This window comes from Actinoplanes sp. ATCC 53533, assembly GCF_003947245.1.
Genome location: NZ_QHHV01000004.1, coordinates 48,487 through 72,603, shown reverse-complemented (window position 1 = coordinate 72,603; position 24,117 = coordinate 48,487). Strand labels below are relative to the sequence as shown.

Sequence of the window (24,117 nt, the reverse complement as noted above, 5' to 3'; positions counted from 1 at the left end):
GGTGGAACCCGCTCAGCACTGACCATGCGCAAGCCACCTGGGATGCGGACCTGGCTGAACGCCAGGCCAGGTCCGCAATCCCGCCGTGGATCACCAAGGATTACCTGCATATCAAGCATGACCGGATGCTCCGGCGCTGGACCACCGTCACGGACAGCGACCATCCAGCCAACAGGTGTGTTGACTGCAGCTGGATGAGTAGGGCGACAAGCGCTGTCCATGGGATGCGGGCGGTATGAGGGTGAAGCAATGATCGACAACGGTGCCTGTTGGAGTCCGTGATCGACCATGCGTCGCAGCCCGATGACGTCGACTATGACGACATCGCGCCGACCGTCGCGGCGTTGACCAGTTCGGGTGACGTCAGCTTGGTGCCGCGGCCGCGCGAGGCCCTCGACCGGTTCCTCGACGAGGAGAACTTCTCCGGCCATGACCGGATCGCGGGCATACTGGCTGGGGGTCGCGGGGATAGCGGCTATGCCGGCGCTACTCCTGGCAGCGAACCGTGACCTGGGCGACGACAGGACGGTTTGCAAGCCGAGATCGCCACGCTGCTGGATGCGGACCGATGGCCGGCCGAGAGTTGATCCCCGAGCTGGCCCGCAGTAACGCGCCCGAGCGGCGTCGCGCGGGACTGCTGGCGCTCGGTTCAGTGGCCGAAGCCGGCGATGTCGGGCTGCTGGAGAAGGCCGCCGACCAACTCGACTCGGATGTCCGGCTGATGGCGGTCGATGCGGTCGTGGATCCGGCTGGCGACGGTGGGGCGTTCGCGGTGCTGGTGGCCGCGTCGCAAGACCTGGACGAACAGGTGCGGATGGCGACGATCAGCAGGCTCGAAGCCAGTGGCCGCCTCGATGCGGCAGGGGCACTCACGAATGTCATCACCGATAGCCGCTACCGGGTACAGGCCCGAACCGCGTACGCCCCGGCCGGCTCGGCAGCATGACGGGAACGCTGGCGCTGCTGCACGTGCTGGCGAGACGAGGACGATTGGGTACGCGATCAGGACCGCGACGCGCTCGGTGCGGTCGGCGGCCGTCGATCCTGCTCGCCGAGGCGTCCGACTAGGACGCCCGGCTACGCGCTCGAGCCGCGAAAGCGCTCGCCAAGGCCGTCGATTCCGATCTCCGCGTCGAACCGCAGCTCATCCTGCTCGCGCAAGACCGTGAAGCGGCCGTACGTGCAGCCACGCTGAGCGGGCTGGCCAGCGCAGCGAACCGGTCCGCGCGCTGGTCCGCCCTGGCCAACGCTCTCGCCGGCGATCCTGACCCGACGGTTCGTCAACGCGTAAGCGGTGGTCGCGCACCATCTCGCACCCGACGACGTCGCCACCATCCTGTACCGCCTGGCCGACGATCCCGAAGCCACCGTGCGACAGACAGCGGCCACCGAACTCCATCGGCTACCCCGCTGACACCCAAGCATTGCCGCCCGTATCCAGGAGCGGCCCGCCATCGTGGCGAAGCCCGTCCCGGATGACGGCGCGTACGAGTCGCGGCTAGATGAGGAAGGACGCTCCACCGGAATTCGTTGCCAGGCACTGCTGTGCGCGCGGCCTGCCGATACCGGAACTGCCGCGCGAGGTCCGCGCGGCACGGGGCCGCGCGCGGCCGGCGGGGTGGGGCGATGATCTAGATTGACATCAGTCGACGCGCGGGGGATACATGACTGTTTTTGGCTGCCGGATCTGCGACGCCATCCTGACGGTTGCGGTGTCGAGGGTGGCGCTGCCCGTCCACGCGAACCAGAAGTACGGGAACGGTCCGGGATCGCTCGCCCCGGCACTGGAGCCTGGCACCTTCGCGGTGAATCCGCTGCCCTCCGGTTCGCCATGGCGCCGGTGGGCCGAACTTGAAGCCGGTGAGGCCGAGGCGCTCGGCTGGTACGCGCCGAGGTTCGGCATCTCCGCCGGGCCGGCCGGCCAGGTGTTGCTCGCCCCGGGGGACGTCCGCAGCACCGCCATCGACCCGGCGCTGGTCGGCGACTCCGCGTGCTGTGGCCTCGACGGCGGCAAGCCCAACATGGTTTGCGTCACCTGCGGCACGCCGGTGGCCATCCGGATCGACGATTGTGGCCTGCGGCAGGCGGTCTGGCTAGACTCGCTGACCACCCGCGTGATCGAGCACGGTCCGGGCCCGCACCCGGTGCTCGACTGGGCGGACCTGGTCGACCAGCGGCCCGGTATCCCGCTGTCTGAACCGGATGGCGGCTGGAACCCGATGTGGGCGGCCGCCGCTGCCTCGGCATTGGCACACTTGCTGGCCGCCTCGGGCGGCGACCCGATGGTGATCCCGGATCCCCAGGTCGCCGAGGTGTTCCGGCCCACGCTCGACCGTCTCGTCGGCCAGGGCAACACGGGGCAGGAGCGCACCGTGGTCTTGGCCGGGCCCGGCCTCCCGGACACCGACGGCGACTTCGCCCTCATCCCGGAACATCCGCAGACCGGCGAACTCTGGCCGGTGGCCCCGCCGGTGAAGCCGGTCCCGCTGGCCTGGGACGCCTGGCGGCACCTCGCGTTTTACCGAACCCCGAAGCCGGTCGGGCGGTCGGTCCCAATCCCGCCGGAGGCACTGCCGGCACTGCTCCCGGGTCACCGGTTCGAGCCGGACGGCCAGATCTTCCTCAGCGTTCTGGCCCGACTGCCCGAGGTCAGGCAGCCATGGTTACGTGCTATCTACGACCGAGGCCGTCCCTACAGCTACACCTTCTACATCTTCTGACCGCCTGGTTCGCCGTGATAACGCCCTTCCTCCGGCGGGCTCACGATCACCTGCATATCAAGCATTTCCGCGCGTCGCGGGCGAGCATGGGTCGTACAAAGTGTGACAGCCCTGCCGCCCTCCGCGCGCGATCGGCTCGCCGAAGAGATGGGGACCGCCGAGCAGATGGTATCGCTGGTGGCCGCGATAGCCCGGGCGGTGGTGCAGGAACCGCCAACCGAAGCAGGGGTTACGGTGGATCAAAGGCAACCCGAGGATGAGGCTGCAGATGGTTAATATGCAGGAGTTCGCGCGGCGGCTGAGCACTCTCGGAGCTGACGCGTTCACCAGCGACGACGTCGTGGACCTGGCGACCGCCGCCGATGTTCGGATCAGCGCTGACCTCGAGATCGACGCCACTGTGGCGCAGTGCTTGCTCGACCAGATCTCGCCCACGCCGCCAGTCACCGGACCGCAGATCACGGCATCGCAATGGCCGTCACCTGCGTCTTCCCGGCCTGCGGCGCCTTCGGTGTCCTTCTCCAGTCCCGGTGCCGTCGACGGCCCGGCTGATCAGCCGTCGCGACCCCGCAGGTCTGGGCCCGCGCGTAGCGATCGGCGACCGGGCCCTCGACGGACTGGCAGGTGAAGCTACTGGGCCGCTCTGGCAGTTCCCACTGCTTGGATGGCGGCGAGTGGCCGACACCGCATGGGCACCGATTTAGTGCTGGCCGCACGGGGCTCGAAGCCGGCGAGACTGCATCTCGCTCTCGCCGAAGTCACGACGCTGCTCGTGCTGAGCGGCTGACGGTGTGGCAGTGTTCGGGGACACCTGAAATTCCTCGCGCACGGACATGACCGAGTACCAAATGTCGCGATCACAGCAAGTGACGATTGGTAGCCCGCTACGGCCCGGCAGCCTCCGCGACACGACGAGCCGACCCCCGCCCGGCAACACAGGAACCACGAGATTCGGTGGCAAGCCGACCCGCACCGCAGCCGCGTCCACGCGGCGAGGAGCGGAAGCGGCGCGGCAGGACTCACCGCAACCAATGACTCAGCCGGCCGAGTCCGCATGAGCGTCGTACGACCCTCCGTGGCCCTCGGTTCGGTCAAGTCCCTGGACGTGGTGTATTGGGTGATCTTCCGATTTGATCTTGGTTAGAGGAGGGGTTGACCGGGTTCGCCGGTGATGGGTTCACCGGTGGCGGGTTGCCATTGGTCGATGTCGTCGGGCCAGGGTGCGGGCCGGGCTTGGTCGTCCCACCAGCCGGTTTCGATGTTGTCGTTGATCAGGGCGGTGTTGAGGGCGGCGCGTTCGGCCGGGTCGGGAATGGCGTGCTCGCCGGTCGGGTGGGTCATGCTGCGGTCTCCAGTTGTAGGTCCTCGGTGGTCGCGGTGGACACGATGGTGGTGGGTGTGGTGCGGGCGCGGTCGAGCACGTCGAGAGCGAAGTAGCGGCGCCCTTCGGTCCATTCGTCGTGTTGTTCGGCCAGGACGGCGCCGACGAGGCGGATGACGGCGTCGCGGTCGGGGAAGATCCCGACGACGTCGGTGCGGCGGCGGATCTCCTTGTTGAGGCGTTCGTTGGGGTTGTTCGACCAGATCTGCCGCCAGATCTGCTGTGGGAAGCCGGTGAAGGCGAGCAGGTCGGCGCGGGCGTCGTCGAGGTGTTCGGCGACCTTGGGCAGGGATCGGCTGGTGGTGTCGAGGAGTTTGTCGAACTGGGCGTGGACCGAGTTCGGGTCGGGCTGGTCGTAGACCGAGTGCAGCATGGTCTTGACCGCCGGCCACGCCGATTTCGGGCACACGGCCATGAGGTTCGCGGCGTAGTGGGTGCGGCAGCGCTGCCAGCTGGTGCCGGGCAGGTTCGCGGCGATCGCGTCGACCAGGCCGGCATGCGCGTCGCTGGTCACCAAACACACGCCGGTCAGGCCGCGGGCGACCAGATCGGCGAAGAACGCGTTCCACGCCTGTTTTGTCTCGCTGGTGGCGACTTTGACGCCGAGGACTTCGCGGTGGCCGTCGGCGTTGACGCCGGTCGCGACCAGCACGACCGCTTTGACCACCCGGCCCTGTTCACGGACCTTCATGCTCAGCGCGTCGGCGGCGACGAACGTGAACGGCCCGGACTCGTCCAGGGGCCGGGTGCGGAACGCGGCGACCTGGGCGTCGAGGTCGGTGGCCATCCGGGAGACCTGTGACCTGGACAGGCTGGTGATGCCCAGGCTCTGCACCAGTTTGTCCATGCGCCGGGTGGAGACGCCGAGTAGGTAGCAGGTCGCGACCACGCTCACCAGGGCGGCCTCGGCCCGCTTACGCCGCTCGAGCAGCCAATCGGGGAAATACGTGCCTTGGCGCAGTTTCGGGACCGCGACGTCGATCGTGCCAACGCGGGTGTCCAGGTCACGATGGCGGTAGCCGTTACGGGAGTTGACCCGCTCCGGTGAACTCACGCCGTACTCGGCGCCGCAGACCGCGTCCGCGTCGGCCGACAACAGCGAGTTGATCACCGTGGACAGCAGGTGCCGCATCAGGTCCGGCGACGCGTCGCCGAGAGCTTGGTCCAACAGCCCGGCAGGGTTGATGATGTGAGGTGCGGTCATCGCGATAGAGCCCTTTCGAGAGTGCTGTGAGAGGTTCACTCGAAAGATCACGCGATGACCGCGCTCTTCGTTCAGCCCGCAGACGGGCCGCCCGACGATCACGCCGATCGCGTTACACCACTATCAGGGACGCCACTCTCGGTTCTGCCGCTACGGCGAGCGACGATGTGTCCGCCGGGAGGGGTCGAAGCTGTCCGCCAGCATAGAGAGCGATGTCCACCAAAAGGGATATTCCCGTGTCCGCTGTCACCCGGTCCCGGACAGCAGCAGCTGCCAGTACCGCGACTCCACGTCCAACTGCCGCTTACGTCCACGCCTCGCCATCAACACATCCCTCTAACGATCAAGGAGGTGTTGCGACAAGTACTAGAACCCAAGAACCCGCTGGGGGTCAGTCTTAGGAAGCGGCGACACTGCTTGACCTCGGCGTTACACGCAGCATCAACGAAGTCAATACGACATGGATGCAGAGCCAGTCCTACGGTGTCTATCTGCCGTCTAATGTCACCTACTCGGTGTCGACCGACGGCGAGACCTGGCAGAAGGCTACAGATATAGCCCGGCCAGCTACCGGATCCGCCAACCAGATCAAATCCCTGCGTGCACTCGGCCTCTGGGCGCGAGTACGCCGAAGCCTTCCCTGGGCCGACGAGATCGGTCTGAGCACGCACTGGTTCCGGCACACGACCATCACCAACGTCGAGCGCGTAACCCGGTCACCGGTACTCGCTGCGGCACTCGCCGGGCACCGATTGAGCAAATTCGGGGCCACGGCGACCTACATCGCGCCGTACGGTGTGCCCGACGTCGCTTGGGCATTCACCCGAGTCTTCGGCGGCACCCACCCACTTGTCGCTCCCGGCCGTCCACTGTTATTCGAAGGGCAGAGATGTTCTCTCAGGCCGACTTTTGCTCGTCGGCCCCGGCGCATGGGTGCTGGCGTTCGCTTGGCCGGACATGGCCGTGAGTGGCTTCAGGAGTACAAGCGGTCGAGGTCGACGAGGAGGATCCGGTCGTCCGCGGCGGCGGCAGCGGTCAGTTCGGCGGTGAAGCCGGCGCCGCCATAGAGCGCGAGCACCGTGGTTTCGGTGTCAAAGCCCTTCTGCCGCAGTAGGTCGCGCGCCGCTGCCAGGCGCTGGAGATGGTGATGGCCGATGACCTCGCCCCATTTGACCTCGCCCAAGGACACGATGCGTCGTGGACCGTTCGCCTCCTGCGCGGACAGTGCGACGACGTCGATCTCGATTTGGGTGCGGTTCACCGGGTCGTTGACCGTGCCGGATCCGACCTCTGAGGGCTGCTCGGCGAAGAGGGCGTAGCCCGACTCCAGAGCGAAGACCCGGCACAGGGCCTCGAAATGCGGTCCGACGACCTGGGCGAGGAAGGTCCGCCTGGCTGTCGTCCAGACCTGCTCGGCGCGGTGGATCTCCAGTTCGGCCCAGCGTTTACGCATGATCGCCTCGTAGAAGGTGATCAGTGGTTCGACAATGCGGTACCGGGCGCGGCCTGGCCGGAGCATGTCCGGTTCGCGGGCGATCAGCGCGCAGTCCTCCAGGACGTTGAGCGGATGCGTGATCTGGTCGGATTTTCGCCCGATGAAACTGGCGATCCCGCCGTTGGTGTTGTTGCCGCCGGCTATCGCCGCCAGTACCGAGTGGTAGAGGGCGGGGTCGCGGATAGCGGACTCCTCTGCCAGCAGATATCGCGCTTCCCTGAACAGTGGCGTCTGCGGGTTCAAGGCGGTCCGAATCACCCAGGCGTCGAAGTCTTCGATCGTGGCCGGGGCGTCTCCCTGGGTGAACTCGGAGCGGTAGGCCGGAGTACCGCCGACGACCGCATGGACCAAGACGGCGAGCCTGGGGTCGGTGATGCCCCAGAACTCGGCCGATTCCCGATGCCGGAACGGCTGAACGACGAGCTCGAGGCTTGCCCGGCCGCGCAGCGGCGCCTGCCCCGCCAAAAGGCCTCCCATGACTGACATCGCTGATCCGCACAGCACCAGTCGTGCTGAGCTCGTCCGGCCGCTGCCTGCTGGGCCGAGCTCGCGTTGAATGATCGACGGCAGGGCCGGTGATGTCTTGGACAGGAACGGGAATTCGTCGATCGCGACGATGCTCGGGCGGTCACTGAAACTGTGGAACATGTGCGCTATCGCGTCGTTCCAGTCCCGGAACGGCGATTCGATGAACTCGCGGGTATGCCGCGCGAGTGCCTCGGTGAACAGCCGCAGCGACTCTGCCTCGGTGGCCTCGGTAGCGGCGAAATACATGCCTCCGGCGGCCTCGGCCAGCGCTTGCAGCAGGAAACTCTTGCCCTGACGGCGCCGGCCGCTCACCACACCCAACGACGCGCCGCCCGCTGTTGCGCTGATGGACCGGGTCGCGAAGGCGGCGAGGCCGTCCCACTCGCGGGCGCGGCCGAAGATGCGGGGTGGCTTGTCCATGCGCGCAGCCCTCCAGATCTGAGCGGGTTACAGAAGTATAGTTCCCAGAACCGTACTTCTGTTAAGGCTGGCAGGATCGCATCAAAGACTTCGCCGACTTGCGGCTGCTTGAGTGACGCACTGTCATCGGCCGTGTCCGGGCGCCGGTGCGCTCGAAGCCCGGATGCAGACATTCAGCTCGGCCCGGTTGCGGATCCGGGCCGTAGTTCGCCGTCGGCCCTGCGCTGTGCCTACGCGAGCCAAAAGCGCTTACACCCGTTCAGTACCGACCTTCCAAGATCCCCAGCAGGCGAGTTGCGGCGTGGGTCAGGGGGATGGCTTCTTGTTCGATTCGGCGAAACGGTGTGGGGCCCGCGGTGGCGATGGTGTTGTACGCGATGGTCTCGGCTTCGGTCAGGTGCGGCAAGAGCTCCGGTGACGGCTTGATGGGCCGGCCCGCCTTGTCGTGGTTGACGCCATGTTGGGAGTAGTGGTGCAGGTCGGTGGCTTCCATGAGGATGGAGGTGACATGTTTGGCCGGTGCCCCGTCCGGCGCGGGCACGGCGAGCGCGGCGCGGAAATGGTCGAGGATCGCGTACCCGTCCGCGTCGATGTCGCCCCAATAGACGACGTGATCTGCGGAGCGAATCCAGGGCACGTTCGCGAGGAGGGCGGCTGCGGCCTTGCCGCCACCCTCGACCACGATCGTGTCGCTGACCGGCGGGAACCAGAGGCGGGAGTCGCGGTTCTCCACGACGAGGATTACGCGCGGCTGGTAGGCGATGTCGTGCACGTCCCCGGTGGTCCAGGCGTCGTGCCTGCGTCGGCCCGACGCTGCGTGGCACAGGTCGACATAGGTCAGATGAATGACGGTCAGCCGGGGCCGGACTTCGTCGCGGACATCGCGTCCGGCGACGTCGCGCAGCAGCGCGCCGTGAGTGTCGAGCCATTTGGTGTGCATTCCGGGCACCGGAAGTTGCCGCAGTGTCCAGTTGCCCGCGTCGGGGTGCCGGCGTAGCCAGGCCACTGCGTTGATCAGCACGTCTACGTCGTTAGCTGGAAGGCCGTGGACAGCCCGCAGCGTGGCCGGGGTAAGGGTGGCGCCGGCGGATCGCAGGGTCGATGCCAGCGCACGGGCCTGGCCGAGTTCCACGGTCGCCGGTTCAGCATCGTCATGGGTGTCGGCGATAAGCGTGGCGGCGCCGTCCAGGTCTGCGTTGAGCACGGCCGGAAAGTCGCCGGCGACTCCTCGGATGGTCACCGCAGTGCGGACGACTTCCACGCCAGCGGGAAGCCGACTGGAGAAGTCGCGCCACTGCATGTGCCAGCCATGCCAGGTGGTGTGCCCGAGCCGCTCAACGGCCTTGCCCGTCCTCACCCCTGGGCGGAGCCGAACGGAGAATTCGACTCGGTCGCCGACTCCGAGCTCCGCGCACACAGCCTCCGCCCACCTCTGTTCGACCTTGCCGCGAACAGCCGCGACGGCTTCTTGTGGGGTGACGAGTGCGCTCATGCGTCCGGAACACCGACCAGGAGCTTCGCCCAAGATCGGCCGTGGGCGTTCTTGAGGATCACGTACTCCGCGTCCACGTGCGGTTCGATCGCGCTGTGCTTGTCGTTCGGGGCGCCGATGACCAGCTGGAAGCCCAACCCGCGCCACGCGCCGATGGCGCGGCCGGTGAAATGCGCATCCGCCTTGATCAACGCCTCGTCGAGAAAGACCGGGGCATAGCGGGGACGGGCAGCGCCCGCATCGCCCAGTTGGTACCGCAGTGCGGCGCCGACGATGAACGCGACGAGCTCCTGCGACTCGCCGCCGGACTTCTCACCGATGTGGTCGTAGACGGCGACGTGCCTACCATCGAGGTCGATCTTCTCGGCACTGATCCGGACGTGGTTGCGCACGTCGACGAGGTCGGCGAAATCCGGCGCGGTGCGGCGGAGACGGTCGATCACCTTGGCCATCCGATGGTAGGCGCGTTCCCGGTCGTCTTCTGTCGCAGCCTGATCGATGAAGGCACGGACGTCGCGCAGCTCCTTGCGGAACCGAGCACGCGCCGTGGAGTGGCTCTCCTGCGGATCGATGCGCAGCCGGTGTTTGTCGTCGGCGAACGGCAGTTCGGCGAGGATCCGGTTGACCGGATCGATCCGGTCGCGGATCTCCCGGACAGCGGCGGCGAGCTCGCTGTCCAGGCCGGTCAGGTCGTTGCCGGACAGGCTGAGCAGACTGTCCCGCCACTCGGTCTCCAGCTCATGCAGGCCACTGGTCTGCAGGTCGGTGAGCAAGTGGTCGAAGTCGCGGTAAGAGGCATCCGGGTCGATGCCGAGGTTCGGGTTCGGCCAGCGCTCGAGGAAGGTCGAGAACGTATCGAGCAGCGCCTTCCTCGACCGGCCGATCGACTCCGTCGCGGATCGCCGGTCGGTGTCGAGCCGCTCGGTGGCGCGTTTCACGCCCGCGTCGAACTGCGCGAGCGCGTCCGTCGGGCTGGTGCTGTCCGTGTTGCTGTCGAAAAGGGTTTCCAGGTAGTCGCGGTGTTCCTGGCTGAGGTCGACGCCTGACTCGGCGGCTTTGTCGAGCGCCAGTTGGGCGCTGTCCACCGCGTCGACAGTCGACGCCCATGACTCACCGGCTACCTTCAGGGTGTCCTTCTGCTGGCCGACACGCTCGGTCAGATCCCTGACCTGCTGCTTGAGGTAGTCCAGTTGGCGTTGCAGTTGATCGATCTCCGGGTTGCCCGTGCGGATCTCGTCGATGATGCGGCTCCAGCGTCCCCGTTCCGCCCGGACGGCGTCGACATCCACCTGGTCCCAGGACAGCTCGGTCAAGGTCTGGTAGGTCGTGCGTCTGGCTTCGACCGAGTTGAGATTCTCCTCCTCCGTCGAAGCCCTCGCGGCAGCGTCGTCAAGGCGTTCGCGTGCGTGGTTGATCCGGGTTTCGAGGTCGGCGAGCGTCCTGCTGTTGGTGAAGCCGAGCATGTTGGCCCGGCCGTGGCCGCCGTGCGCGCCCCGGCCACCTTCCGACGTCTGGCCGGTGATCGTGAGCGCCTTGGAATACTGCGGCAGCAGCCTGGGCGTGTCGACACAGACGAAGGCGAACCGGCGGGCGAGTTCGCCCTTGAGCCAGGCGGTGAACGGCGATGGCCGGTAGTCGAGCCGGCCGGGGAGCGTGTTGCCGTCAAGTCCGACCTCGTCACGCAGCCCGGTGCGCACGCCCTCGAACTGGACCCGCCTCGCGGTCGGCACCGAGTTGATCGCCTCGCGGAACGCGTTCAGCCGGCCGATGTCGATAAGCATCCGGGTAGCGAAGCCGCCGAGCGCCAGGTTGAACGCCTCGCGCCACGGTTCGAACTCCGTCCGCACCTCGATCAGCTCGCCGACGAACGGCAGTTCCTCGGGACTGACTCCGGCAGCCTCGGCCAACGCTGCCCGCGCCGCGTGCAGGTCAGTCGGGATGTTGCCCCGGCGGCCCTTGACCGCGTCGCGCTCGGCGCGTAGCCCGTGCAGCTCTCGCTCGGCCTCCTTCTTTCCCGCCACCGCCTCGGCGTACGCGTTTTGAGCAGTCCTCCGGGCGTCGACGTCAGCCAGAGAGCGATGCGCCGTCTCCACCAGTGCAGCGAAATCCGCACCGGTGGAGACCGGGGCGCCGATCGTGACCAGCGCCCGGTCCAGTCGCTCCCGAGCGCGTTCGACGTCTCCCAGCCGCTGCTCCACGACGCGAATCTCCCGTTGCGCGGTCTCCATGCGGTCGCCGCCGGACGCGCGAATGGTGTCGGCTACCCCGTCGCGCTGCGCCTCGGTCGCGGTGACCAGGGCGTTCGTCTCCGCCAGCTCCTCCTGGGCCTTGCGGTGCCGCTGGTCCAGGACCTCCTCCGCCGAGCGCAACTGGTCGAGCCGGCGTTGATGACGCCACAACGCGGCCGGGGACGCCGCATCGGTGAAGGATCCGATCTCGTCGATCGAGCGCAACCGGTCCACCGCTTCGTCGATGATTCGCCGGTGTTCGCGGATCGGGGTCAACGCCTTCACCTGCTGGCGGGCTGTGATCATCCTGGCGCGGGTGCCGGACAGCTCGTCGAATTGCTGCACCACGGCGTCCGCAGTGGCCAGCGTGGACGGCTCCTCCAGGACCATCGTCTTGTACAGAGCGTCGACCGTGGTGATCTGCTGACCGGACTGAATCCGACCCAGCAACGCGACCGCCTTGTGCCCGTCGCCCGCGGCGCCGATGCCGAGCGTGGTGTGCAGACGCGCGGTGAAGTCCCGGTCGGTTTCGCTCCAGATCAAACCGGTTGCCACGACCTCGGCACGGGCGAGCTTCTTGCCCGCCGGGCCTTCCAGCGCCCGCAGCTGATATCCGTGGTCACAGGTGGCGCGTACCGCCACGACGTCGTCCAGGCTGCGAGCAGACGACGGAACGTACCAGGCCCGCAGCGCGGTGAACTCGGCACCGGTGTGGTCCACCCAGGTCAACGCGATGGCGGACCAGGTGTCGCGGCCGTCGCCGCGCAACACCCGCAACTTCGTCTCACCGTCGGTGCGGGACTCGTCGAGCTTGCCGCGCGCGTACGAGAGGATGTTGCGCTGGTCCTTGCCCCGGGGCCTGCCGACCACTCCGCCGTTGGACGCACCGTTGAAGGGAGTCGAGTGCGGCATGAGCAACGCGATGTACGAGTCCATCAGCGTCGACTTGCCTGATCCGGAACCTCCGCTCAGCAGGGTCGCGCCCGGCGCGAGCCGCAGGTGGTGATATCCGTCGTAGCCGCCCCAGTTGACCAATTGCAGGTCCCGCGCCACCCACTGCTGACCTCTCGACGCCGCCGGGACCAGCCCGAACAGTGTGTCGATCATGCTCACGCCGTGGCCTCGTTCTGTTCGCGCAGCCACTGGTCCAGCTCGGCGAGTTTCTCCGTGCTCAGCACGACCTCCACCATCGGGGTGATCCGATACCGGCCCGCGGACTCCTCCGCGAGTAGACCTTCGGTGACCAGCCGCTGCACCGCGTTGCGAACCTCTTGCTGGCGGCGGGCCAGGTTGTGGTCGTGCGGGTCGAAATAGGTCAGCACGGTCTGCTCCAGCTCCTCGATGTCCAACCGCGCGGATGTCTCGCCCGTGCCGCGTTCTCGCTGGAAAACGGTGCGAAGGTATACCAGGACCAGAGTCTCGGCCCGGTTGTAGGGGTCGTCCTTGAGCAGGATCGGCACATCCAGCTCCACCGACCGCACCTGCTGCTTGTACGCGACGCCTCGATCGTGGTCGACCACGAGGCGGACGAACAGGTCGTGCATACGCGATTCGATGATCTGCTGGTTCTCCAGCAGCGTGCGCCATTGCGCCGGGTTCTTCTCGGCGAGCAGGAACTTGCGCCGCAACAACTGGACCAGCACCCGGCGTACGTCCGCGTCCAACGTGCCCGCGTCACCGGCGAACAGCTCGGCTGGATCCTCCTCCATCGAAACCGGGTCGATGAACCCGGCCGTCACGCCCGCCGACCAGCCGTCGTCGACGCCAACCGGCTCACTCATCTCCACCGCTCCGGTCCGCGCTCGCCGGATTCGCCGCCACCACACTGCCAAGAGCGAACCGTCGGCGGGTCCGATCGGGTCGCACCGTGTCTACCATCACGACCTCGGCTGTCTCGGTCATCCCGGCGCCATGTGCGATCTCCAGCAGGCCGAGCAGATCGACCGGCCGTTGAATCTGCTCGCTTGCTGCGCCGAACGCGGCCACAACATCCACACTCGCCGCCCCGCCCGCGAACGCTTCCAGGTGCGCACGCAACTCGGCATAACGAGGGCCGCCCCAGGCCCGCGTGTCCGCAGCCGACATGTCCTCAGTCTCGTCCCAGTCCCGCAACGGCGCGGGAGGCTGCGGTGGCCGCAGGTCACTCATCCGCTGACGCAGGTGTCCGACGTCGGCAACCGGCAGGCGACGCAGCGGCTCGACGGCCTCGCCGCGGCGAGAGCCGGGAACCCACCTGTGCAGGCCCGACATCACGTCCCTCAGCAGTTCGTCCACCTGGCGATCCCGCATCGGATCATGGTTGCGAACCTGACTGGTGATGACATGCGATGCCTGCCGCTGGGCGGCCAGCACCTCTTTGACCCCCTGCTGGATCCGCCGAGATATCTCGGTAAGCTCGCGCCGCTGCTGCTCCGGCAGCAGCTCAGTGAACCTGTGCCGCAGCACAGTGCGCAGCTGGCCCCACAGGTCGTCGATCTGCGCCGGGTCTCCGATCAGGCGCAGCGCCCCCGCGAACGCGCGACCTTCCGGTGTCGCATCCAGGATCCGCTGGCCGCGTGCGAGATACTCGCGCAGCACCTCACCGGTAGGTCGCACGTCGTGCCGCAATTCCGCGACAACGTCGCGCTGAATGGCCTTGATCGACTCAGCCACGCGAGCGAAATCCGCGGGTAGCTCCCGCGACAGGTGCAGCACATTCTCGGCCGCCTCAAGCAGCTGCTCGTCGGCGGCAGTCTCGACGGCGCCACCCTTTTCGAGCCGAGTCAGCTCCTTCTGCCGCTGCTGGATCTCCTCGTGTAGGCGCACCATCCGCGACATCAGGTCCGGATCAGCGTCCTGCGCCAGTCGCTCGATCGCCTCCAGCAACGTCCTGACCCGCGACTCCGACACCCTCGTGCGTGCTCCGCCGACCCGTCCAGCGACCTCGAGTGCACCGACGCCATACGCCGAAAGCCGGTACACCTCGACATCGTCGTCGGACACCTGTCGCACCAACCACCCCGCCTGCACCCACTGCCGGCAGAGATCACGCGCGTTTCCCGCTGGCAGCGGCTGGCTCTCCTCGTCGCCGTAGCCCGCAGACCGCAGCTGGTCGAGGGCGTCGTTGATCTCCGCATGCGCGTCCGCCACCGCAACCGTCGGGCGCTCCGCGGTAAAGACCATCGCCAACACCGTCACCACGAACGGCGCGTGCGTCTGATGAAGCAAGGCCAGCATCGGATTCTGAAAAGCCCGAAGCGCTCCCTGGTAAGTGCCTTCAACACCTCGCGTAACCATCAACGCACAGCGTACGGCGCAGGTACGACACGGAAGACATCGCCATTGTCGCCGGTACTCCTGCCGGCGGCGATCGCCGATGCTCTCCCGACTGAGATCGTGCATTTCGGTATCGGTCGCCCAGCGTACGGTGCTCCCAGCGCCGTTCTTCGAGACACTGACGCCGCACGTTCGCCGACGGCCTGATCGCGGTCGTCGGCTTGCGCGGCTGAGGCCTTTCGGATCACGGGAGCAGGCCAGCGAGCATCCGGTCCAACCCGAACTCGAACCAGGCATCGAGGTCGGTGCCGGGGTCGGTCCGGCCGGCCGCGGCGAGCCAGGGTCGCCGCTGGAGATTGCCGGTCGCCTCGAGCCAGCGCCGGGTAGCCGAGCGCCACGCACGGGACTCGGCGCCGCGGCCAGCGCCGCCCGGGTCGCGGTCGATGAGCAGCGCCATACCTTGCACGTAGCCGCTGAGGACGAGATAGACCCGGAACGCCTCGGCCGGATCGAAGCCGGCCTCGGCGAGCACCGCCACGACGCGGTCGACCATGGCCAGGACGGCCGGGCCGGTGGGTGGCCGGTCGGTGGCGAGGACCATCAGTAACCAGGGATGCCGGCGGTACATGGCCCACTCCTCGTGGGCGAGCCGGCGCAGATGCGCCCGAGGATCACCCGGCCTGGTCGCGGGCCGCGGGGTGCGCTCGGCGATGACGTGCTCGGCCATGGCGGCGTGCAGGCCGGCGCGGTTGCGCACCTGACGGTAGAGCAGATGGACCGGGAGGCCAGCGCGCGCGGCGAGAACCCGTACGGAGACGGCTTCCAGCCCGGCCTCGTCGGCGAGCACGACCGCCAGGGCGACCAGGCTCTCGGCGTCGTGCCGGGAAGCCGCAGGGATCACCCTCGGCCGACCGTCGTCACGGCGCCGGCGATAGGCACGGGCCTGGCAGCGGCGCGAGCAGTATCGCCGGGGCCGCCCCCGGCCGTCGCCCGCGGGGAGGTCGCCTCCGCACTCGGCACACCCGATGATCGGCACCTCCGCCGACTTTCGTCACGACAGATCGTGTGACGAAAGTACTCCACGGCGGCAACGACGGCCGCGAGTCTTGCTCCTATGAGACCGTCATCGATCGAAAACACTGTCGACAGTGCACGGATCACCGTGGTGGACGCGTTGCGGGGCAGCGCGCTGCTGCTCATCCTGCTGGTGAACATCGCGTTCTTCAGCTCCGGGTTCTCGTTCCATCTGGTCGAGGATCCGGCGCACGGCACGTTCGACCGCCTCGTCGCCGGCGCGGTCGAGCTGCTGTTCGCGATGAAGGCGTACCTGCTGTTCTCGTTCCTGTTCGGCTACAGCTTCACCCTGCAGCTCGACTCGGCCGCCCGGCGCGATACGGCGTTCGTGCCGTCGTTCCTGCGGCGGCTCGCCGGGTTGTTCGTCCTCGGCGTCCTGCACGCGGTGCTGCTGTTCCACGGCGACATCCTCACCACGTACGCGCTGCTTGTTCTTGCCTTGCTGGTGGTCCGGCGGATCTCGCCCCACACGGCGATAGCGGTGGCGGCGACGATCGTGGGGGTGATGGGGTTCGCGGTCGGGGTAGCCGCCGTCCTCGACGTCACCCTGGTCGCGGACGGGGCGGTGGAGGCCGGCGCGCGCTCGACCCTGGCTCTGCGGGGCGGGTTCGGTGACGTCGTCGTGGAACATCTGCGCTCAATGCCGGCCATGCTCGGTGGGCTCGCCGTGCAGGGGCCCCTGGCGTTCGCCGCGTTCCTCGTCGGTCTCGCCGCCGGCAAGCACCGCCTGCTCGCCGACGTGCCCGCGCACCGCGATCTGCTGCGCCGCTGCGAGCGCGCCGGCTATCCGATCGGACTGGCCGGCGCGGTCATCTTCGCGGTCGGTGCCGGCACGGCCAACCTGACCGGCTTGATGGTCAGCATCATCACCGCGCCGTTCCTGGCCGCCGCGTACGCCGCGTCGCTGCTCCGGTTCTTCCAGCGGCGCACGCGGATCGCGGACGTGGTGGCGCCGGCCGGACGGATGGCACTGACGAACTATCTCGGCCAGTCGCTGCTGTGCGTGCTCGTCTTCACTGGTGTCGGGCTCGGCCTCGCCGGCCGCACGTCACCGGCGGAGACGCTGACGATCGCGGTGATGATCTTCCTGGTACAGCTGGCGGCCAGCGCCTGGTGGATGCGCCGATTCCGCTACGGCCCCGTCGAAGGGGTGCTGCGCGCCTGGACCTACGGCGGGCGGAAACTCAGGTGATTCGGATCCGCCAGCGCTGGATATGGGTGACCTTTCACCCAGGTCCGGGGCCGCACGAGCCTGCGGACTGTCGAAGCGGCTTGACGGCGTGTGACGACCGGTTTGCCGAGCGGTTCGCGGCAAATCCGGTCGCCTGATCTCGGTTTGGTGGCTCAGTGCGACGCTGTATCCTGTTGATCGGAATTACCCACCGCTTGTCGATGGCTCGCGTGCGCCGAGAAGCACGTCCCACATGATCTTCGAAAGCTGGAGCGCGTCTGCTCCCCTGCGGTGAGACCCGCGATCCGGGTCCGGACCCCTCGGGAGATCCGTTCGGCCCGGCGTCCTCGCCGGCACAAATGCTGGGGACATCTCGTCGCGGCAGCCCTGTGGCCCATGCACGACGCCAACCTCGGCACGCTGCTGCGCACCTGTGACGCGGTCGGGGCCTGCCTCGCGGTGCCCCCGTTCGGCTGGGTGGACGCGGCCCTCGCCCGCGGCAACACGCTGCGGCAGCCCGCCTGCGTACACCGCGTGGGCAGTCCACTGCGCTGGCTTGCCGACGAACGCCAGACCGGGGCGAGCATCCTCGGGGTGGAACTGGCCGACGAAGCGATTCGGCTCGCCGACCTGCCTGCGGCCCGGCGCCGGACCATCATGGTGCTCGGGCACGAGGCGACCGGCATCCCGCCCGAGGCGCTCGACCTCCTCGATGATGCCGTGGAGATCCCGATGGTCGGCACCGGGGCCAGCCTCAACGTCGCCGTCGCCGGGTCGCTGGTGCTGTACAAGCTCGCCGGACTGCTGTAACGACAACACGAACGCCGACCGCCGGCGCAAACCGGCCGACTCACCAACGGCGCTCGGTCGGCGGCAGAACAATGCACCGCAACGGGCCGGGACGATCGGATCGTGCGTCCTGCTTCGCAAGCCGTCTCGCTGTTCTGGCGCTTCGCCGGCGAAAAGTGGGTCATCGAGCCTGTCCACGCACACGGACAGTGACGGGTGTCAAGCCCGGCGATGTCTCGACCGTACGGTCAGCCTCGAGCAGACCCCGGACGCCGATCCGGGCCATGGGCCAGCATGAGGCACTCAAGATTCTCCTTCGCCCCTGACCGTGCGCCCACGGTTGCTGATCCCGGTGCCGGACGGGGCCGCGGTGGTCCGGCGGGTCACCAGGTGCGGGGACACGACGAATTGCCGGGGCTGGGCGCGGCCTTCCATACGTTCGAGCAGCAGACGGATGCTTTCCGCGCCCGTGCCGTGGCCGGACTGGTCGACGGTGGTCAGGGAGACCCGGTTGATCGTGGAGGTGTAGATGTTGTCGTAGCCGGCTACCGACACGTCCTCCGGCACCAGCAACCCGCGTTCCTCGGCGGCACGCAGCACGCCGAACGCGGCGATGTCGGCCCCGGCGAAGATCGCGGTCGGTGGGCGGGCCCGATCGAAGGCCTGCTGGGCGGCCTGATGGCCGCCCTCCTCCGACAGCCAGGTCTCGATGACGTCCGGTCGGAGGCCGTGGCCGCGCATCGCCTGTTCGTACCCCTGGCGCCGGGCCGTGTGCGACAGCACGAACGTGTCCTCGAACGCGGCCCGCGGCAAGCTGGTGTGCGCGATCTGCCGGTGCCCGGCCGTGACGAGATGGTCGACCATCAGCTGGGCGCCCAGCCGTTCATCGTCGACGACGGTGTCGAAGTTGCGGGGAGTGCCGTGCAGGGCGACGGCTACCACCGGGAGGGCTTGCGCGATCTTTTCGATCCACCCGACTTCGATCCAGGGCGCGATCAGCACCAGCCCGTCGACGTGGCGGTCGAGCAGGGCCTCGATGCGGCTTTTCTGGCGCTCGGGGGTCGCGCCGGCGGTGACGAGGATGTCCTGGTATGGCGTGTCTTCGAGCGCGTCGCTGATGCCCTTGGCCACCTCGGTCTGGAACGGCGAGGTGAGTTCGACGAGGACTACGCCGACGGTGTACGTGCGGCCGCGCATCGCCCGTGCGCCGGTGTGCGGGCGGTAGCCGAGCCGGTCGATCGCGGCGGTTACCCGGGTGTGCATCTGCGGGCTGACTCCGTATGCGCCGCGCAGCACCTTCGAGACCGCCGAGACTGAGACGCCGGCGGCGGCGGCGACGTCCTGGATGGTGGTGCGTTCGGTTCCCTCGGGGTCTGCCACGTCGCGGAGCGTACTGACAATTCGGGCTTTGTGCAACGTTCTACGAAGAGTCGGCGCGATAATTGGCTCGTTTCAAAATAGTTACCCAGGGGTTTCGGCAGGGCTATTGACGGGCTGTGACGCACGTCCCTACAGTGCCGCGTAGAACGTTGCACAAACGTTCCTCCCCTCGAAGCCCGAGTGCCCCGTCTGCGGCACCCTCGAAGGAGTTCCTCATGCGACGCAGTAAGTCAGCACTCGCCGTCTCGGCGGTGGCGCTCGCCGCGCTGTTGGCCGGGTGCACCGGAGAAGGGGCGCCGGGTGCCGAGTCGTCCGCCGGCGCCACCAAGAACACGCTCACGCTTGCCATGTCGGCCGACATCACCGGCTGGGATCCTTCGAACCAGCCGGGATATCAGGGCTGGGGACCGGAAGCCATCTGGGACACCCTGATCAAGTGCGATGCCTTCGGCAAGCCGGAGGCCGACATCGCCGACAAGTGGTCGGTCAGCGCCGACAACAAGTCGTTCACCGCGCACATCCGCGAGGGCCAGAAGTTCTCCGACGGCACACCGGTCGACTCGGCAGCGATCGCGGCGACCTTCCAGTACCTCACCTCGCACGGCGGGTCCCAGGGCGATTACAAGGGCCTCAAGACCGACGCTCCGGACGCGCAGAACATCACCCTCACATGGCCCGACCCGCAGCCCATGATCATTCAGCGGGTCTGCAACCCGAAGATCACCACCAAGGCGCTGCTCGACTCCGGCAAGGTCAACGACAAACCGGTCGGATCCGGCCCGTACGTCCTGGACGAAGCCGCCACCACCCGCGGCTCGGTATACACGTTCACCAAGAACGAGAGCCACTGGAACACTGCCGCTTACCCGTACAAGAAACTGGTTTTGAAGGTCATCGAGAGCGAGACCGCGGCCGTCAGCGCCCTGAAGACCAAGCAGGTCGACGGCTCGCTGATCACGGCGGCCAGCTACAACGAGGTCAAGGCCTCCGGCCTGGACATGGTGGCGATGCAGGGCCAGACGACGCGCCTGTTGCTCACCGATCACCTGGGTAAGAAGGTCCCGGCTCTGGGCAGCCTGAAGGTGCGCCAGGCGATCAACATGGTCTTCGACCGTGACGCCATGGTGAAGAACCTCTACCAGGGTCACGGCAAACCGGCGTACCAGATCTTCCGGCCCGGCAGCGACGCGTACCTCGACGGCATGACGGACCCGTACCCCTTCGATGTCGCCAAGGCCAAGGCCCTGATGGCCGAGGCCGGCTACGCGAGCGGTTTCGACCTGAGCCTGCCGACCATGGCCGGTCAGAACCACGAGACCCTCATGCCGTACGTGACGCAGCAGCTCGGCCTGCTCGGCATCAAGGTCAAGCAGGTGCCGCTCTCCGGTGCCAACGCGATCGGTGACCTGCTCAGCGGCACCTACCCGGTGGTTCTGTGGCAGCTCGGCAACTTCGGCCAGTCGCTGCTCGACATCGACATCGTGGTGCGCTCGACCGGCTACTGGAACCTCGAGCACCAACCCGACGCCACCGTCGACGGCCTGTGGAAGAAGATCCTCACCGGCGACGAGGCCACCCGCAAGACCGCGCAGCAGGACATCAACAAGTACATCGTCGCGCAGGCTTGGTTCGCGCCGATGGTCAACCCCGACGGGTTCTACGCGCACAGCCCGGACGTGAAGATCGACCACGTCTCGGACGTCGAGGCGCTGACCCCGAAGCTGCGCGACTTCAAGTAGCCGGGAGACGTGCGATGACGCTCACGCTGCTGAAGAACCTCGCGCGCTCGCTGGCCGTGCTGCTGGTGGTCACGTTCGCCACGTTCACGCTGATGTTCGGTAACGGGGAGGGCATCGCCCGGGCGGTGCTGGGCCTGAACGCCCGGCAGGAGGACGTCCAGCGTGAGGTCGTCACCCTCGGTCTCGACCGGCCGCTGCTGGTGCAGTACTGGCATTGGCTGCGCGACGCGGTCACCGGCAACCTCGGCGAGTCGTTCTACACCGGTCAGTCCGTGACCGACGCGCTCTCGTCGAGGGTGCCGGTCACCCTCGCCCTGGTCATCATCACCCTGCTCCTGACGATCGTGCTCAGCGTGCTGCTCGGCGTCACAGCCGCCGTCAAAGGCGGCTGGGTCGACCGTCTTCTGCAGTTCCTGACCGTGCTGGGCACCGCGATCCCGTCGTTCATCATCGCCATCGTCCTGGTCTTCACCTTCGCCATCGCCTGGCGGGTGCTGCCGGCCACCGGCTACGTCACGCCCGAGATCAGCGTCTCGGGCTGGGCGAAGTCGGTGACCCTGCCGGTGCTGGCGCTGCTGGTCGGCGCGGTGGCCAGTGCGGCCGCGCAGTTCCGCACCGCGGTGCTGGACACGCTGGGCCGTGACTACATCCGCACGCTGCGGGCCCGCGGGATCAGCGAACGGCACGTGATCTTCCGGCACGTGCTGCGCAATTCGGCCGGACCCGGTCTGACCGTGCTCAGCCTGACGACGCTGGGCCTGCTGGGCGGGGCGGTCTTCATCGAGCAGGTGTTCGCGCTGCCCGGGATGGGCCAGCTGGCCAACCAGTCGGCGCAGGTCAACGACGTGCCCATGGTCATGGGCACCGTGCTCGTGACGATCGTGATCGTGCTGGTCGTGAACTTCCTGGGCGACCTGGCCACCACTGTGCTGAACCCGAAGGCGAGGATCCGTTGACCGCCGAACCCGTAGTCGGCGACACCCGGCGCCGGGTGTTCCGGCAACTCCTGCGCAACCCGCAGGGCGCCGCCTGCCTGGCATTCCTGACCCTGGTCGTGCTGGTCGCGGTGACCAGCCCGTGGCTGGCGCCGTACGCGCCGACCGAGACCGACCTCGACGCCACCAACGCGGCGCCGTTCAGCGCCGGGCACCTGCTCGGCGGGGACAGCGCCGGCCGCGACATCCTGTCCCGGCTCATGTGGGGCTCGCGGCAGACCGTCCTCGCCTGCGCCATCATCCTGGTGATCTCGCTGGCTGTCGGGGTCACCAGCGGCCTGGTGGCCGGCTTCTATCGTGGGCGGTTCGAGGGCGCGGCGGGCTTCGTCTCCGACGTGGTCATGTCGCTGCCCGGCATCGTGCTGCTGATCGCCCTGTACGCCCTGACCGGCCCGAACATCGCGGCCGCGATGGCCGTCTTCGGCCTGCTGATCGCCCCGACCTACTACCGCCTGGTCCGCAACGTCGTGCTGGGCGTGCGCAACGAGCTCTACGTCGACGCGGCCCGCGTGGCGGGCCTGTCCGACCTGCGGATCGTCGGCCGGCACGTGCTCTGGGCCGTACGGGCGCCGGTCATCATCCAGAGCTCGTTCGTGCTGGCCTCGGGCATCGGCATCGAGGCCGGCGTGTCCTTCCTCGGCCTCGGTGACCCGGCCGGGGCGTCGTGGGGCATCGTGCTGCAGAACTCGTTCAACGGCATCTACAACAACCGGTGGGCCGTGGTCTGGCCGGCGCTGCTGATCAGCCTCACCATCCTGGCCCTGGTGCTGCTCGGCAACGCGCTCAGCGACGTCCTGCAGTCCTCGGCCCGCAGCAAGACACTGTCGCCACGGGCCCGCCGTGCCGCGGTGACGGCGGCCCAGCGGGCGGAGCCGGAAGAGGACTCGATCGTCGTCGGGAGCTCGGACGACGTCGTGCTCTCCGTCCGGGGACTGCGGGTCGCCTACCCGATGGCCGGCGGCGAGATCCGGGAAGTAGTCCATGGCGCCGACCTGGATGTGCGACGCGGCGAGATCCACGGCCTGGTCGGTGAGTCCGGCTCCGGCAAGTCACAGATCGCCTTCGCCACCCTGGGCATCCTCCCGCGCGAGGCGCTGGTCCTGGGCGGCAGCGTCCTGCTCGACGGTGAGGATCTGCTGGCCGACGACGCGAAGATGCGGGCGGCCCGCGGGCGCCGCATCGCCTACGTTCCGCAGGAACCGATGTCCAACCTGGACCCGTCCTTCACCATCGGCAAACAGCTGACGTACGGGCTGCGCGCGGTGACCACTCTCGACGCGAAACAGGCCCGGGAGCGGATCACCGAACTGCTGATCCGGGTCGGCATCACCGATCCCGGGCGGGTGATGGGCCTGTATCCGCACGAGATCTCCGGCGGCATGGCCCAGCGGGTGCTGATCTGCGGCGCGGTCGCCGCCGACCCGGACGTCATCGTCGCCGACGAGCCCACCACCGCCCTCGACGTCACCGTCCAGGCCGAGGTCCTCGAACTGCTGCGCGAACTGAGCCAGGAACGCGGTCTGGCCATGATCCTGGTGACCCACAACCTCGGCGTCGTGGCGGACCTGTGCGACACCGTGAGCGTGATGAAGGAAGGAAACATCGTCGAGCGCGCCGACGTCGACGCCATCTTCGAGTCCCCGCAACAGGCGTACACCCGGGAACTGCTCTCGTCCTCGCGCAGCGTCGAGCTGATGGAGATCTGACATGACCGACCAACCGCTGCTGCGCGTCCGCGACCTGGTTGTCCGGTTCGCCGGCCGCCGGCGGACCACGACCACCGTCATCCGCGGCGTCTCCTTCGACCTCGCCGCCGGCGAGACCCTGAGCCTGGTCGGCGAGTCCGGCTCGGGCAAGACCACCATCGGGCGGGCCATCCTCGGCCTGGCCCCGGTCAGCGAGGGCACGGTCGAGTTCCGCGGCGAGACCATCAGCAACGTCCCCCGGGCCCGCCGCCGGGAGCTCGCCCGCGACGTGCAGGTCGTCTTCCAGGACCCGTACTCGTCACTCAACCCCTCCATGACGGTCGGCGACATCCTCGTCGAGCCGCTGGCCACGGCCGGTGTCGAGGGCGGACGCACCCGCGTGCGAGAGCTGTTGGACGCGGTCGGCCTGCCCGCCGACGCGGCGAACCGATACCCGCGGGAGTTCTCCGGCGGGCAGCGCCAGCGGGTGGCCATCGCCCGCGCCCTCGCCCGGGATCCGGCGGTGATCGTCTGCGACGAGCCGACGAGCGCCCTCGACGT

At 68.0% G+C, this 24,117-nt stretch carries 18 protein-coding genes and 1 pseudogene; 10 read left to right on the top strand and 9 right to left on the bottom strand.

The features are described from left to right. From DMB66_RS63395 to DMB66_RS01125, 4 genes are all read left to right on the top strand, one after another. The coding region (locus DMB66_RS63395; RefSeq protein ID WP_233624204.1) for a hypothetical protein at positions 1 to 239 on the top strand (239 nt) is incomplete at its 5' end. A gap of 39 nt (positions 240 to 278) precedes the next feature. Beyond that, entirely contained in the window at positions 279 to 509 is a 231-nt protein-coding gene (locus DMB66_RS01135; protein WP_125802097.1) for a hypothetical protein, read from the top strand. A 59-nt stretch (positions 510 to 568) separates the two neighbouring features. After that, positions 569 to 946, top strand: coding sequence for a hypothetical protein (locus DMB66_RS01130; protein ID WP_125802096.1), 378 nt, complete (start codon positions 569 to 571; stop codon positions 944 to 946). Positions 947 to 1,664: 718 nt separating this feature from the next. Then, on the top strand, positions 1,665 to 2,720 hold the full coding sequence (locus tag DMB66_RS01125; protein ID WP_125802095.1) for a hypothetical protein: 1,056 nt from the start codon (positions 1,665 to 1,667) through the stop codon (positions 2,718 to 2,720). A gap of 1,140 nt (positions 2,721 to 3,860) precedes the next feature. Here the strand turns inward: DMB66_RS01125 and DMB66_RS01120 are convergent. The 8 genes from DMB66_RS01120 to DMB66_RS01085 form a co-directional block, all read right to left on the bottom strand. Further along, complete coding sequence (locus DMB66_RS01120; protein ID WP_125802094.1) at positions 3,861 to 4,061, bottom strand: hypothetical protein; 201 nt, start codon at positions 4,059 to 4,061, stop codon at positions 3,861 to 3,863. Beyond that, the gene (locus DMB66_RS01115) at positions 4,058 to 5,305 is read right to left on the bottom strand and encodes an IS256 family transposase (protein ID WP_125802093.1); all 1,248 of its coding nucleotides are present in this window, start codon (positions 5,303 to 5,305) and stop codon (positions 4,058 to 4,060) included. Before DMB66_RS01115 ends, DMB66_RS01120 begins: the two co-directional genes overlap by 4 nt. 973 nt (positions 5,306 to 6,278) lie before the next feature. After that, a complete protein-coding gene (locus DMB66_RS01110; RefSeq protein ID WP_125802092.1) occupies positions 6,279 to 7,748 on the bottom strand; it encodes an ATP-binding protein in 1,470 nt (489 codons plus the stop codon). Positions 7,749 to 8,007: 259 nt separating this feature from the next. Continuing rightward, entirely contained in the window at positions 8,008 to 9,240 is a 1,233-nt protein-coding gene (locus DMB66_RS01105; RefSeq protein ID WP_125802091.1) for a Wadjet anti-phage system protein JetD domain-containing protein, read from the bottom strand. Further along, positions 9,237 to 12,575, bottom strand: coding sequence for an ATP-binding protein (locus tag DMB66_RS01100; protein ID WP_233624203.1), 3,339 nt, complete (start codon positions 12,573 to 12,575; stop codon positions 9,237 to 9,239). The genes DMB66_RS01105 and DMB66_RS01100 overlap by 4 nt, the downstream gene beginning before the upstream one ends. A gap of 2 nt (positions 12,576 to 12,577) precedes the next feature. Further along, positions 12,578 to 13,249 (bottom strand): DUF4194 domain-containing protein, encoded by a 672-nt coding sequence (locus DMB66_RS01095; protein ID WP_125802089.1) that lies wholly within the window; start codon positions 13,247 to 13,249, stop codon positions 12,578 to 12,580. Beyond that, positions 13,242 to 14,744 carry a DUF3375 domain-containing protein gene (locus tag DMB66_RS01090; RefSeq protein ID WP_125802088.1) on the bottom strand — a complete coding sequence of 501 codons (1,503 nt, stop codon included), beginning with the start codon at positions 14,742 to 14,744 and terminating at the stop codon, positions 13,242 to 13,244. The genes DMB66_RS01095 and DMB66_RS01090 overlap by 8 nt, the downstream gene beginning before the upstream one ends. A gap of 223 nt (positions 14,745 to 14,967) precedes the next feature. Beyond that, a complete protein-coding gene (locus DMB66_RS01085) occupies positions 14,968 to 15,624 on the bottom strand; it encodes a TetR/AcrR family transcriptional regulator C-terminal domain-containing protein (RefSeq protein WP_158647101.1) in 657 nt (218 codons plus the stop codon). A 213-nt stretch (positions 15,625 to 15,837) separates the two neighbouring features. Between DMB66_RS01085 and DMB66_RS01080 the strand changes: the two genes are divergently transcribed. Both DMB66_RS01080 and DMB66_RS01075 read left to right on the top strand, forming a co-directional pair. Continuing rightward, complete coding sequence (locus DMB66_RS01080; protein WP_125802086.1) at positions 15,838 to 16,989, top strand: DUF418 domain-containing protein; 1,152 nt, start codon at positions 15,838 to 15,840, stop codon at positions 16,987 to 16,989. A gap of 375 nt (positions 16,990 to 17,364) precedes the next feature. Beyond that, positions 17,365 to 17,778, top strand: a complete 414-nt coding sequence (locus DMB66_RS01075) for a TrmH family RNA methyltransferase (protein ID WP_199751685.1) — start codon at positions 17,365 to 17,367, stop codon at positions 17,776 to 17,778. A gap of 282 nt (positions 17,779 to 18,060) precedes the next feature. Here DMB66_RS01075 and DMB66_RS01070 read toward each other — a convergent pair whose 3' ends face one another. Then, complete coding sequence (locus DMB66_RS01070; RefSeq protein WP_199751682.1) at positions 18,061 to 19,137, bottom strand: LacI family DNA-binding transcriptional regulator; 1,077 nt, start codon at positions 19,135 to 19,137, stop codon at positions 18,061 to 18,063. A gap of 215 nt (positions 19,138 to 19,352) precedes the next feature. Here DMB66_RS01070 and DMB66_RS01065 point away from each other — a divergent pair, with 215 nt between their 5' ends. The 4 genes and pseudogenes from DMB66_RS01065 to DMB66_RS65510 all read left to right on the top strand — a co-directional run. Next, entirely contained in the window at positions 19,353 to 20,876 is a 1,524-nt protein-coding gene (locus DMB66_RS01065; protein ID WP_125802083.1) for an ABC transporter substrate-binding protein, read from the top strand. 14 nt (positions 20,877 to 20,890) lie between these two features. After that, entirely contained in the window at positions 20,891 to 21,832 is a 942-nt protein-coding gene (locus DMB66_RS01060) for an ABC transporter permease (protein ID WP_125802082.1), read from the top strand. Then, positions 21,829 to 23,577, top strand: a complete 1,749-nt coding sequence (locus DMB66_RS01055) for a dipeptide/oligopeptide/nickel ABC transporter permease/ATP-binding protein (RefSeq protein ID WP_125802081.1) — start codon at positions 21,829 to 21,831, stop codon at positions 23,575 to 23,577. Before DMB66_RS01060 ends, DMB66_RS01055 begins: the two co-directional genes overlap by 4 nt. Before the next feature lies 1 nt (position 23,578). Next, a pseudogene (locus DMB66_RS65510) lies at positions 23,579 to 24,046 on the top strand (ATP-binding cassette domain-containing protein); the annotation flags it as partial. Positions 24,047 to 24,117 lie beyond the last annotated feature (71 nt).